General features: G+C 67.2%; 12 protein-coding genes. 6 read left to right on the top strand and 6 right to left on the bottom strand.

Translation table 11 applies throughout. The annotated features are described in order from the left end of the window. Nucleotides 1–199: 199 nt before the first annotated feature. Nucleotides 200–1,567: a putative manganese-dependent inorganic diphosphatase gene (locus GS424_RS12510; protein ID WP_160942722.1), complete on the top strand. Its 1,368-nt coding sequence runs from the start codon at nt 200–202 to the stop codon at nt 1,565–1,567. On the opposite strand, the gene GS424_RS12505 is transcribed toward GS424_RS12510, so the two are convergent. After that, the gene (locus tag GS424_RS12505; protein ID WP_160942723.1) at nt 1,556–2,428 is read right to left on the bottom strand and encodes a LysR family transcriptional regulator; all 873 of its coding nucleotides are present in this window, start codon (nt 2,426–2,428) and stop codon (nt 1,556–1,558) included. The two genes, GS424_RS12510 and GS424_RS12505, sit on opposite strands and share 12 nt — an antisense overlap. Before the next feature lie 176 nt (nt 2,429–2,604). Between GS424_RS12505 and GS424_RS12500 the strand changes: the two genes are divergently transcribed. Further along, on the top strand, nt 2,605–2,901 hold the full coding sequence (locus tag GS424_RS12500) for a hypothetical protein (protein WP_160942724.1): 297 nt from the start codon (nt 2,605–2,607) through the stop codon (nt 2,899–2,901). A gap of 37 nt (nt 2,902–2,938) precedes the next feature. Here GS424_RS12500 and GS424_RS12495 read toward each other — a convergent pair whose 3' ends face one another. After that, nucleotides 2,939–3,514: a nitroreductase family protein gene (locus GS424_RS12495; RefSeq protein WP_160942725.1), complete on the bottom strand. Its 576-nt coding sequence runs from the start codon at nt 3,512–3,514 to the stop codon at nt 2,939–2,941. Nucleotides 3,515–3,668: 154 nt separating this feature from the next. Between GS424_RS12495 and GS424_RS12490 the strand changes: the two genes are divergently transcribed. Beyond that, nucleotides 3,669–4,781: a M20/M25/M40 family metallo-hydrolase gene (locus tag GS424_RS12490; protein WP_160942726.1), complete on the top strand. Its 1,113-nt coding sequence runs from the start codon at nt 3,669–3,671 to the stop codon at nt 4,779–4,781. A gap of 30 nt (nt 4,782–4,811) precedes the next feature. Here the strand turns inward: GS424_RS12490 and GS424_RS12485 are convergent, their stop codons facing one another. From GS424_RS12485 to GS424_RS12470, 4 genes are all read right to left on the bottom strand, one after another. Beyond that, complete coding sequence (locus GS424_RS12485; protein WP_160942727.1) at nt 4,812–5,528, bottom strand: helix-turn-helix domain-containing protein; 717 nt, start codon at nt 5,526–5,528, stop codon at nt 4,812–4,814. Further along, complete coding sequence (locus GS424_RS12480; protein ID WP_160942728.1) at nt 5,494–6,675, bottom strand: U32 family peptidase; 1,182 nt, start codon at nt 6,673–6,675, stop codon at nt 5,494–5,496. The genes GS424_RS12485 and GS424_RS12480 overlap by 35 nt, the downstream gene beginning before the upstream one ends. Nucleotides 6,676–6,752: 77 nt before the next feature. Next, nucleotides 6,753–8,405: an FAD-dependent oxidoreductase gene (locus GS424_RS12475; RefSeq protein ID WP_160942729.1), complete on the bottom strand. Its 1,653-nt coding sequence runs from the start codon at nt 8,403–8,405 to the stop codon at nt 6,753–6,755. 134 nt (nt 8,406–8,539) lie between these two features. Further along, nucleotides 8,540–9,163, bottom strand: coding sequence for a hypothetical protein (locus GS424_RS12470; protein ID WP_160942730.1), 624 nt, complete (start codon nt 9,161–9,163; stop codon nt 8,540–8,542). A 301-nt stretch (nt 9,164–9,464) separates the two neighbouring features. On the opposite strand from GS424_RS12470, the gene GS424_RS12465 reads away from it, so the two are divergent. From GS424_RS12465 to rpsG, 3 genes are all read left to right on the top strand, one after another. Further along, nucleotides 9,465–10,976 carry a response regulator transcription factor gene (locus GS424_RS12465; RefSeq protein WP_160942731.1) on the top strand — a complete coding sequence of 504 codons (1,512 nt, stop codon included), beginning with the start codon at nt 9,465–9,467 and terminating at the stop codon, nt 10,974–10,976. Nucleotides 10,977–11,486: 510 nt separating this feature from the next. Continuing rightward, nucleotides 11,487–11,858 (top strand): 30S ribosomal protein S12, encoded by a 372-nt coding sequence (rpsL, locus tag GS424_RS12460; protein ID WP_035586133.1) that lies wholly within the window; start codon nt 11,487–11,489, stop codon nt 11,856–11,858. Nucleotides 11,859–11,974: 116 nt separating this feature from the next. Beyond that, nucleotides 11,975–12,445, top strand: coding sequence for a 30S ribosomal protein S7 (rpsG, locus tag GS424_RS12455; protein ID WP_035586130.1), 471 nt, complete (start codon nt 11,975–11,977; stop codon nt 12,443–12,445). Nucleotides 12,446–12,453 lie beyond the last annotated feature (8 nt).

Here is a 12,453-nt window from a genome sequence, read left to right as displayed (position 1 = left end):
CGCGCGCGGGCGCTTTTTGGCTCTTTCGTGACATTTGCGCCCGAAACGGCTGATCGGGCGACACCCGTTTCGCCCGTCCCGCTATACTGGGGGTTCTCGGCAGCCGCGCGGCCCCGCATCGGGGGCGCAGCGAGCATCCGCATGACTGCAACGTGAGCGGGGCGCCGCGCGTGAGCGCCCTCGGATAAGGAGTACAGCAATGTCGGCACCGATCATCGTCGTGGGCCATAAGAACCCGGACAACGATGCGATCAGCGCAGCGGTGGGCTACGCGTATCTGAAGAACGAGCTTGCCCGCCGGTCGCAGGATCCCGAAGAGGCGTCCCGCGTCTACCGTCCCGTCCGCCTCGGCCCCCTGCCGCCGGAGACCGCCTGGATCCTCGAGAGGAACGGCATCCCCGCCCCCGACATCATCGCCAACGTGTACGCGCGCGTGTCCGATGTCATGACGCCCGATCCCATCTCCATCGGCCACGACGCCACCTTGCTCGAGGCGGGGCGCCTGCTGCGCCAGCACAACGTGCGCGCGCTCGTCGTGACGAACGACGACGGCTCGTACCGCGGCCTCATCACCACGCGCATGATCGCCGAGCGCTACATCACCGCCACCGACGCGCTCGAGGAAGGCGGCTCGAACGAGATGGCCGTCGCGAGCGACCTCATCGCCTCGCTGGGGCAGAGGGTGGAGGACATCACGGAAACCGACGTGCTCGTGCTCAGCAAGGACGGCCTGTTGAAAGAGGCCGTCGAGGACCTCATGGCTAGCGCGTTGCGCGAGGCCGTCGTGCTCGACGACGAGGGGCGCGCCATCGGCATCGTCACGCGCTCGGACGTGACCGTGCGCCCGAAGCGCAAGGTGGTGCTCGTCGACCACAACGAGATACGCCAGGCGGTCAACGGCATCGAGGAGGCCGAAGTCGTCGAGATCGTCGACCATCATCGCATCGCCGACGTGATGACGGCGAACCCCATCAAGTTCCTCAACCTGCCGGTGGGTTCAACCGCCACCATCGTGGCGATGGAGTTCCGCCGTCACGACGTGGAGCTGCCGCCCGCCATCGCGAGCGTGCTGCTGTCCGCCATCATGACCGACACCGTCATCCTCAAGTCGCCCACCGCCACCTACGTCGATCGCGAGCAGGTCGAGTACCTGGCCGGAATCGCGGGCGTCGATCCCATCGAGTTCGGCCTGTCCGTGTTCAAGTGCCGCGGCGGCGAGGACGACATGCCCGTGTCCAAGCTCGTGGGGGCCGACTCCAAGGAGTTCCAGATCGGCGACTCCACCGTGCTCATCGCGCAGCACGAGACGGTGGACCTGCCCGCCGTCATGAAGCGCGAGGACGAGATCCGCGCGCACATGCGCCGCCTTCGGGAGGATCACGGCTACGAATTCGTGCTGCTGCTCGTCACCGACATCGTGGCCGAGGGCAGCCAGTTCTTGTGCGAGGGCAACCGCCGCATCGTCAACCGCGTGTTCGGCATCGAGTGCACGGGCGAGGGCGGCACGTGGATGCCCGGCGTCCTCAGCCGCAAGAAGCAGGTGGCGGCGCGCATCCTAGGCGCGTAGGGGCGAGGGCTCGCGCCAGCGCGCTTCGAACCGAGAGACGAGGAAGCCGTGGAATGCCGCGGCTTCTTTGCTGAGAGGGCCGTGTGCCGGCTCGATCTCGATGGTGCGCGCGAACGGGGCGTCGGCGATGGCCGTCAGCGTGGCGCTGCTGTCCTCGAGGCTGCCCCAGCTGCGCTCGGGCCAGAACCCCACGCCCAGCCCCAGCCCGATCATGCTCTTCACCACGGCGGGGCTGTCGCTCTCGAACGCCACGCGCGGCGCGAACCCCGCCTGCGCACATGCCTCGTCGCACACCGCGCGGAACGTGCGGCTGCCCGCGAGGCAGATGAAGGGCTCGCCCTCGAGATCGGTCAGCGCGAGCGGCCCGCCCGCGGCGCGCTCGGCGGGCACGGCGATGCCGATGCGCTCGGTGAAGCGGCGGGCGCCCGTGGCCGCGCCGTCTGCGCGCACGGTGCGGATGCGCAGGTCCCAGCGGCGCGCGGCGGTTTCCTGCGCCACCACGAAGCGCGCGTCGGGGTGGGAGGCGCGGTACGCCGCGATGGCGTCCACCGCCAGGGCCGAGGCCGACTCGATGGCGAGGTGCACGGCGGCCTGCTCGCGGCCGGCCACCACCGCCAGCTCCTCCGGCAGCTCGTCGAGGGCGGCCAGCAGCGGCGCGATGCGCTTCTGGAGCGCCGCGCCGCACGCGGTCAGCCGCACGTTGCGCCCGACGCGCTCGAACAGCGTCACGCCCAGCTCGCGCTCGAGCCGGCGGATGGACTGGGTGAGCGCGGGCTGGGCCACGTTGAGCTTCTTCGCGCTGTTCGTCACGTGCTGGGTGCGCGCCACCTCGTCGAAGTACCTGAGCTGCTGCAGTTCCACCGCGATCCTCCCGATCGTCGTCCGCCCGGACCCTTATCCATAAGGTTCATCATATCATTTAAACATGAATTCATATTGGACAACGCAGGGACGAGCGCGTAGGGTGGTGGACGTTGCGGTACGGCGAGGCCGGCGGTCGAGATGCGACCCGGCACGATAAAGGAGATGATAGGCTCGTGGCAGAGCTCTTGGAAGCGGCGATGCTCGTGTGTTTCGGATTGTCGTGGCCGCTCAACGCGTACAAGAATTACAAGGCGGGCACGGCGGCCGGATCCAGCTGGCAGTTCATCGCGCTCATCACGGCGGGCTACGTGGCCGGCATCGCGGCGAAGTTCGTGTCCGGCTCGGTGAACTGGGTGCTGGCCGTGTACCTGCTCAACATCGCGTGCATCGGCGTCAACTGGTTCGTGTACTTCCGCAACCGCCGTCTCGATGCGCAGCGCCGCATCGAGTTCGAGCGCGTCGAGGCTTAAGGCCCGCGACGCCGAAGCGCCGCGGGCCGCGTGCGCGCTACAGCAGCACGTCGGAGAGGGCGCGCTTCGGCACGTAGTGCACGCCCGCCCCGTCGCGCCAGTACTCGGTGGCGCCGCCGGCCGGAAGATCGACGATACGCACGTCTTCGACGGGCTTGCCCAGCGCCAGCACGAGATCGGGCTGGAAGCGCTCCGCGTCGATCCCCAGCGCCTCGGTCAGGCTGCGCTTCTTGAACGATGCGACGATGCAGCCGCCGAAGCCGGCCTCGACGGCCTGCAGCATGACGGTCTGCGCGGCGATGCCCTCGTCCCAGGCGGTGAAGGTGTCGGCCAGCGTGCGCTCGTTGTCGCGGCACACCACGATGTAGGCGCTCGGCCGCTCGCCCGGCTCGGGCCCCGGCCAGTCGGGCAGGGCCTTCGCCCACGCGCAGCACGAGAACACGCGCTCGCAGGCGCGCTCGTCGCTGACGATGGCGTAGCGCAGCGGTTGCGCGTTGCCGCTTGAAGCCACCAGCCGCGCGGCGTCCACCCACGCGGCGAGCAGCTTGCGATCGATGCGGTCGCTTTCGTCGAAACGGCGATAGCTTCGACAGGATTTGATGATGTCCTGCACTCGGAACCTCCCTCGATTTCGCGGTACGGATCGCGTGGCCCCGTTGCCGGGGTTCTCGCGAGTATGGTGCTGCTGCTGATTATAATGGCTTTCGGTAACCGAACGCATCGTCGTTGCCAAGCGTTTTGCTTGGCGGCTGAAGGAAGGACCATCCATGCAAGCGAATCGTCTGCTCGACCTGTTCTGCGAACTCGTCCGTATCGAAAGCCCGTCGTTCCACGAGGCCGCGATGGCCGCCCGCTGCGCCGACGAGCTGCGCTCCCTCGGCTTCGAGGTGCGCTTCGACGACTCGGCCGCCCGCGTGGGCTCCGACACCGGCAACCTCGTCGCGCATCTTCCGGGCACGCGGGCGGGGCACGTGGTGTTCTCGGCGCATATGGACACCGTGCAGCCGTGCGCGGGCATCGAGCCCGTGGTCGTCGACGGCATCGTGCGCTCGGCGGGCGACACCATCCTGTCGGCCGACGACAAGGCCGGCGTGGCGGCTATCCTCGAAGGCGTGCGCTCGGTGCTGGAGGCCGACGCCCCGCGCCCCGACGTCACCGTGCTGTTCACCACCTGCGAGGAGCAGCACCTGCTGGGTTCGAGCGCGCTGGCCGACGGCCTGCTGCCCGCGGGCGCGCCCTGCTACGTGCTCGACGCCGACGGCGCGCCCGGCACCGTCATCACGGGCGCGCCGTGCCACTGGACGTTCAACGCCGCGTTCGCGGGCCGTGCCGCGCACGCGGGCGTGTGCCCCGAGGAAGGCGTCTCGGCCATCGCGATGGCGGCCGCGGCCGTCGCCGCCATGCCGCTCGGCCGCCTCGACGAGGCCACCACGGCCAACGTCGGGTTCATGGAGGGCGGCGGCGCGACGAACGTCGTGCCGGACGCCTGCACGCTGGCGGGGGAGTGCCGCTCGCTGTACGCCGAGCGCGCCGAGGCCCAGAAGGCGGCCATGACCGAGGCGCTCGAAGCCGCGGCGGCGCGCTTCGGCGGCACGGTGGACGTCGCGTGGACGAAGAGCTACGACGCCGTGCTGTTCGACGAGGAGGACGAGCTCGTGCAGGCCATCGCCCGCGCCGCCCGCGCGGCCGGCCTCGAGCCGCGATTCCACCGCTCCGGCGGCGGCTCGGACGCGAACGTCCTGGCCGCCTGCGGCGTGCGCCCCATCACCCTGGGCGTGGGCATGGCCAGCTTCCACTCCGCCGACGAGCACATCGCCGTCGCCGACCTCGAGGGCACCGCCCGCCTCGTCGAGGCCCTCATAGCCGAAGGCGTCGAGTAGGGGGAAGGCGCGCGGCGCGCGTTCCCGGGTCTAAGCCTGCGGAAGTGCGCCCGCCCGCGCCGCCTCGAACGATTTGAACGGGATCGGCCCGGAAAGCCCGTTCTCCGATCGTTTCGCCCGCGTGCAGCGCGCCATGGCACGACGGTAGTCGAGCACCTCGACGCGCCCCGGTTCCTCGCCATCGACGACCGCCTGCACGAAGCGCTTCGCCTCCTCGTATTCGCGCGCGTCTTCGACGTCCACCTCCAGGATGACGGGCGTCCCGTCGGGCTCGTCAGCCCAATACTCCACGAATGCGCGGGCGAAGCGTCCTGTGGGGCCGTCGGTTGCCGTGCGGGCGCGCCGCGCCTCGACGGACGCGCGGCTGACGAGGACGCGTCCGTCCTGGCGCGTGCCGGCCAGCACCCCGTTGGCCACCATGGCGTTGACGCGGAAGCGGCTCAAGCCCAGCAGCTCGCCCGCCTCGTCGGGGGATATGAGATCGTCCTCGTCGGCATCGTCGAGCAGTTTGCCCACCGCCATGCCGGGCCTCGTGATGGGCGGGGCCAACTCGATGCGCCGCTTCGCCTCCTCGAGCGTCGGGACGGTGCGGGTCGCCAGACGGGGGTAGCGCACCTCGAACGCCCCGTCGTCCGTTTGCACGATGCACCCTCCGGGAACGGGTGCGCCGTTGATGCGCACGTCCCAGCATCGCGGCTCTCCCTCGGCCCCTTCACGCTCGTGCCAGGTTCTGATCTGCCGTGTCATGGTTCCTCCTTGTCTCGGTCGGTGTCTCGGTCGGCCGTTCGGCGAACGCGGGGCAGCGGGGATAGCGCCCGCCGAACCGCGCCTCGATGGCCGCGATGGTTCCGTAGCGCCCCAGGTCTTCCAGGTTCTCGCGGGTAACCCAGCCGTATCCCAGCAGATCGCGGGCCAGATCGTCGCAGTACGTGCACGTGTGGCAACGCCGATTGCACGTCGAGGTCCGCTTGAAGTGGGAGGTTCGGTCGAGCGCCTTGTTGTCCACGTGCGCGCTGTGCTCGATGCCGTAGAAGCCGATGCTGCTGCACAGGATGTCGAACAGGTTGCCCTCGTAAGACTCGTCGAGATAGGCTTGCGTGCAGCGCAGGACCTTGCTCGGCAGCATATCGCGCCCGACGATCTTGAAGAAGCGGGTGATCTTCTCGTAGCGTACCAGGTCTTCCGGGCGCACCCAGTTCGATTTGAACACCTGGCCCGGATCGCGCAGGATGATGTCTCCGCAGGCGAACGAGAACGCCGTGCCTTCCGAGGCCGTCTCCCTCGATTTGTGCGAGATATAGTTCATGTGGAACTTCCGGTACGGGCACTTGTCCAGGCACCCTTCGTTCACCATGAGCTTGACCTCCACGCCCAGTCGATCGGTCATCTGGCGCAGCAGCTTGAGGTCCTTGTTCGCGCTCGTGTCCACCGTCACGGTGCTCGCGCCGGCGCGCGCATACGCTTCCGCACGGGAAAAGCAGTCGATGTCGGCCAGCACCGAGGCGCTGATCTCGATGGCGGGGCACGCGTCCCGCACGCGCTCGATCAAAAACGGGTTCGCGAGCGTCACCGCCTCCACGCCGCGCTCCTCGTGCATGCGCCGGACGAAGCCCACCTGCCGGCTCACGGTTTCCCGGTCGTACCATTCCGCGCCTTCGCACGTCGAGTTCATCGTGATGTCCGCTCGCACGCCGCCGTCGTGGATGCGCTCGACGGTCTCGACGAACGCGCGTTCCGTCGTTTCGGCCCCCACGCGTCCCGATCCGGTCACCGATTGCGGCGCGTTCAGGTACACCTCGCGGATCGCGTTGCCATCGCGACCTCGGAGTTTCAGAAGCGCATCGAGCGTCCCGGGGTCCCCGTTGAAGGGGACGGAGAATTCGTATGCGGTCATGAGCTGCCTTTCCTCGGATGCCCGGCAGCATCGCTGCCGTCTGTGCGGCGCGAAGCTGCCGGGCCGTTCGACCGTGCCTACTTGCCCTCGGCGGCGTCCCATGCCGAAAGCGCGGCGGCGCTGCGTCCTGCGATGCGCCCGACGCACCAGTTCTCCGAACCGTTGCCGCCGGTGATCGCATACGTGTGGCCGTTCATGTTGCCGAACGAGCCCGCCGAGTACAGGCGCGGGATAGGCTCGCCGTCCGGGTCCACGACGTTGGCGTGCTCGTTGCGGCGCGCGCCGCCGATGGTGTTGCAGATGCCGGGGTAGAGGGGGATGGCGTAGAAGGGGCCGGTCTCGATCTTGCCCATCTCCTCGCGCCCGAAGTCCTCGTCGACTCCCTTGTCCACCAGCTCGTTCCAGCGCTCGACGGAGGCCTTCAGCTTATCCGCGTCCATCTTGTCGTCCCACTTGCTCTTGGCGAGGTTCGCGGCCAGCTCGTCGAGCGTTGCTCCCTGCGTGATCCATCCGCGCTCGAGCTCCCATGCGTTGTCGGCCGACCAGCCTTCCCATCCGCCCAGCTCGGGGTCGAGGCCCTCGGTCATGTAGCCGATCCCCATGCCGCCGTTCTCCTTCGCGGCGCCGCCGACCATGCCGCCCCAGCTGCCGCCCTCGAACGACGTCTGGTCGAAGACGTACCAGGAGGGGATGCGGTCGAAGTCGCAGATCTCCTCGTTGAAGTTGGCGTAGGGTTTCCACCCGCCGTGCGGGCTCGACGTGTCCTTCTCGCCCCAGCGCTCGCCCAGCCGGTTCACCTTGATGTAGTTCGGCGTGGGGCTGGACACCGAAACGCCGCCGGGGACGATTTCCGGATCGTCGAACCAGGCATCGTCGCCGCCGCACACCTGCTGCATGTGCCAGAGGTCGGCGCCCACCTTCTGGGCGATCTTGATGCCGTCGCCCTCGTTGTACTTCCAGCCGTAGAATCCGCGCATCGGGTAGCATTTCAGATACTTGGCCTGCAGCTCTTCGTTGAACTCGAACCCTCCGGTGCACAGGATGACGCCCTTGGAGGCCTTCACGGCCTTCTTCTCGGCGTCGTCGCCGATCAGCGTGTAGCATCCGACGATCTCGTTCGTCTCGGGGTTCTGGATGAGCTCCTCGTCGTGGCAGTCGAACACCACGTCGATGCCGCGGTCCTGACGATGCTGGTCCATGGCTTCGAAGAACGCCTTGCCGTAGCCCGTTCCCGCACCGACGTACATCTCCTCGTATCCGGTGAAGATGTCGTACTCGGCACGCGGCGTCTCGCCCAGCGTGTATTCGAGGCCGTACTCGTCGGCGTAATCGGGATTCTGCACGGCTTCGTCAGCCCATGCCTGGCAGACCTCCAGCGGCGTCTGGCCGTGGAACGCCTCGAACGCGAACTGCGCTGCCGCGTCGGCATCGTGGGGAGCGGTCCACTGCCCCATGTTGATGGACGACGAGCCGCCTCCGCGGAACGGGGCCTTCTCGAGGAACAGCACCTGCGATCCTTCGTCGTAGGCCGTGATGCCGGCCCAGAGCCCGGCTCCGCCGTACCCGATCACCAGGACGTCCGTCTCGTAGTCCCAGGTCGCGGGCATCCAGCTGGGCGTCGCCTCCTCGGCCTGCGCCGTGCAGCCCGAAAGCGCCGTAGCTCCCGCGGCGCCTGCTGCGGCGAGCGCCGATCCCTTGAGAAAGCTGCGCCTTGAGATTCCTTCTTGCATGATGCCTCCTTGTTGTAGCGGTTCGCTTGCATCCGCCTTCGTGCTCGGCGGACGGTACCGAAAGAAAGCGGCCGCGCCCGATCGCCGCTCCGAATGAGGGAGGGGGTCGAAGGGTGATCGGGCGGCGCCTTCGGTTAGTCGTGGCAGGTGTTGCACTCGTAGATGCCCATGTGGTGGCAGCTGATGCAGGCTTTCTGGGCCGTTTCGGCGATGTCGTCGGAAGCGTGCATGTCGTGGCAGCTGCCGCAGGTGACGGTCTCGTGGTCTGCGTTCTCGGGCAGGTCGTGCGGATTCACGACGGTGCCGTTGCTGTCGGTGAGCAGCGTGCTCGACGAGGTCTTCTCGGCCAGCGTCTCGTAGCTGCCGTGGCAGGCTTCGGCTTGGCAGGTGGATTCTGCGACGTCGGTCGTCTTGAGGCGTTTTGCCCCCTTGTCTCCGTAGGCGACGCCGTCGTGCGGGGAGGCCAGGCCGTCGACATCGCTGTGGCACGTGGTGCACGTGAGCGCCGCATGGTTGGATGCCGCGCATGCGCTGTCGCTGAAGGAGTCGCCTTCCACGGTGTGGCAGACGGCGCAGTCGGCCTCGGCCGAGAAGGCGAAGTCGCCCGTTGCGATGGTGGTTGCGGCTTCGGCTTCGCCTGAGGATTCCGATGGATCCGTCGAAGCCTGCGGTGCGCAGCCCGCGAGGCACACCGAAACAAGGATGACGATCGACGCGACGGTCGCGACGCCCCGCTTCAGCGTGTTTTGTTGTTGCATGTTTGCCCCCTTGCATGATGACTGCCACTTCTTCCGCAGTGGCCGCGGTGCTTGAATGCGATGGCGAGAGTTTCGACCGGCAGCCGGGCCTTCGCATCATCCGAAAGCGATGCTCCGCGTTGCTGCTTGGGATGATTTTCCGGAGCGGCTATCATCTATTTCGGATGAATCGCCTGATGAGAGGTGTCTCGTCGCGAAGCCGGCAACCATGATCTGCCCAGGTCGCCCAAGCGAATGTTGCTATACTGAAGGGGGATGGATGCGAGCGGTTGCCTCTTGCGGCGGCTCGAAAGGGGAGATCATGGGGAATGCGAAACGCGCGGGCACGGCCCGCGTCGCCAAGGGATCCGCCGTTGGCTCGGGGAGCGAGGGCGGTGCCCGGCGCGCGACGGCGTGGATGCCGGTGTGGTGCGTTGTCGGCCTGGTCGGCGCTCAGGCGTGGATGCCGGCCGTCGGGCTCGTCGCCGACAAGTACCGCTCGTCCGCGTTCTCCATCGACGAGCTTGCCCCGCTGCTGCTGTCGTATCTCGCGTCCCTTGCCGTCGTCTCGGCCCTGTTCGCGGTTCTGCGCATGCGAAGCCAGCCCTCGAAGGGAACGTACGGCGTGCTGGCGGGCGCGGCTTTCTCCTGCATCGGCGCCCTGCTGCTGCATTTGCTCGACGGCATGGCGCCCGATCGCGTGGCGTTCCTGTTCTCCCTGTCCGGAGCGTTGCTGGGGGCGGGCAACGGCCTTATGGCGCTCGTGTGGAGCTCGGCGATCGCCCGCCTTCCCGGTCCCGCGCAGGCGGGCAGCAGCGTCGCGGTCGTCCTGGGGTGCTGTTCCTTGGCCGCTTTCGCGCAGGCGGTGGGGGCGAACGCGCTTCTGCTGGGGGCGACGATGGCGCTGGCCGTCTCGTCTGCGCTCTGCTTCGTGCTTGCGGCCAGCCGGGGCGACGTCGTCGAATCGCCGGCCCCTCAGAAGGGGGTCGGTTCCGCGTATGTGCGCGTCGGGGCGGCGATGGGCTGTTTCGGGTTCCTGTTCGCGATGATGATCATGCAGTTCGTCATCGCCCCGCACGGCCGCGCGAGTACGTTCACGTGGGCGTACGGGTACGCGGGCGTGCTTGCCGCGGTGGTGTTCCTCGTCCTCGTCCGCGTCGTGCGCTCTTCGTGGGACTTCCTGTTCGCCTTGCGCTTCGTGGCCGTTCCGCTGATCGTCGCGTTTTACCCGTTCGACACGGGAACCGATTTCTCCGTCAAGTTCGCGCTCTGCTTCTCGACGTTGGCGCTGTGGTGCTTTTGCACCATCGCGCCGGGCGTCTTGCGCGAAGCGGCCGACGTGCTGCACGCGCCGGTATACGTCATGGCATCCGTCGGGGTCGGGGGGCTGTGCGGCGGCGCGGCGGTCGGCTATTGCCTCGCCGGCGTGATCGAGGCGGTCGGCCCCACGACGAACTACTTCATCAAGATCACGGCGATCCTCGCCATGGTGCTCGGGCTTCTCGGGACGAACATCGTGGTGACGAAGGGCGGGCTCGTCCGGATATTCAGGAAAGCCGCGGTGGCGACGGGGTCGACGACGGAGAGCGATTCCTTTCTGGAGGAGAAGGCGGCGCTCGTTTCACGGTGCTACGGGCTTACCAGCCGGGAGTCCGACGTGCTGCGCATCTTGGCGAAGGGCCACGGATTGGGGAGGGTGCAGGAAGAGCTGTTCATCTCCGAGGGCACGGCCATCACCCATCGGCGCCACATCTACCAGAAGCTCGACGTCCACGCCAAATCCGAGCTGATCGACCTCGTTGCCCGCGCCGACGAGGCATGCGAGGAAGACTGATCGCCGCGCGTCCCTGCGAACGCGTTTCACGTGAAACATCCGTTCTGATCCCCGCTTTTTTGGCGCACGGTCGAACGGGACGCGGCATCGGCCTTCCGGGCTTGCGCCGCCGCAGGTGCCGCAAAACCGCACCATTTGGGTGAGAACTGCACGGAAACGGGGCGGGAGGGCTCGCCAAACGTTTGGCTGGATTACTGCATCGCCACGATCAAGCGCGCTCGCTGCTCGGCAAAAAAACTTCTTGATTCTTTGAGAAACGGTGAACTTTTCGTCGACGATTCGCCATGTATCCGCATTCCACCTGCGGATACGGATGTCAAGAGGTGTAGATACTCCCGGGTGCGTGGCGTTTGACAACCCTGATGGCCGATGGTAGAGTTCACCTTCGCGTCTCTCAGGAGGCGATAGTTTTCGTGTGCGTACCAGCTGAACGCACTTGGAAACGGTGTTCAAGCGGGCGTCTAGCGGTACTAGGCGCTCGGACAAGCAAGAGGTAAAAGGAGAGAAGCTTTGCCTACCATTAACCAGTTGGTCCGCAAGGGCCGCAAGCAGGCGGTCGACAAGAGCAAGACGCCTGCCCTCAAGGGCAACCCGCAGAAGCGCGGTGTGTGCACCCGCGTGTTCACGACCACGCCGAAGAAGCCGAACTCGGCCCTTCGCAAGGTCTGCCGCGTGCGCCTCGTCAACGGCATGGAAGTGACCGCCTACATCCCGGGCGTCGGCCACAACCTCCAGGAGCACTCCATGGTGCTGCTGCGCGGCGGCCGCGTGAAGGACCTCCCCGGTGTGCGCTACAAGGTCATCCGCGCCGCGCTCGACTGCGCCGCCGTGGACAACCGCAAGCAGGCTCGCAGCCGCTACGGTGCCAAGCGCCCGAAGTAACACCCGCTAAGACGCGCGGGCCGCATCAACCGTCGAAGCCCAAAGGGGGCTGGCGGGCGGTCTAATGAACGGAGAGAAAGCCGTTCCGAAGCGCGCAGGACCCAGAAGGAGAACACATGCCGCGTCGTGCAGCAGCAGTCCGTCGAGAAGTTCAGCCGGACGCCCAGTACAACAACCGCCTCGTCACGCAGCTGATCAACAAGATCCTGCTTGACGGCAAGAAGGCCACCGCCGAGAACATCGTCTACGGCGCCTTCGCCATCGTCGAGGAGAAGACCGGCGGCGATCCGCTGTCCGTGTTCAAGAAGGCCATGGACAACGTCCGCCCCACGCTCGAAGTCAAGCCGAAGCGTGTCGGCGGCGCCACCTACCAGGTGCCGATGGAGGTCAACTCCCGTCGTGCCACCACGCTTGCTATCCGTTGGATCGTCGACTTCTCGCGCAAGCGCAAGGAGCACACGATGAAGGAGCGCCTCGCCGCCGAGATCATGGACGCCGCCGAGAACACCGGCGCGTCGGTGAAGAAGCGCGAGGACCTGTACAAGATGGCCGAGTCGAACCGTGCGTTCTCGCACTACCGCTTCTAAAGGAGGAC

It is taken from the genome of Eggerthella guodeyinii, from assembly GCF_009834925.2.
GTDB classification, from domain to species: Bacteria; Actinomycetota; Coriobacteriia; order Coriobacteriales; family Eggerthellaceae; genus Eggerthella; species Eggerthella guodeyinii.
Note: the sequence above shows the minus strand (reverse complement) of the source record. Positions and strands in the feature narration are given on the sequence as shown.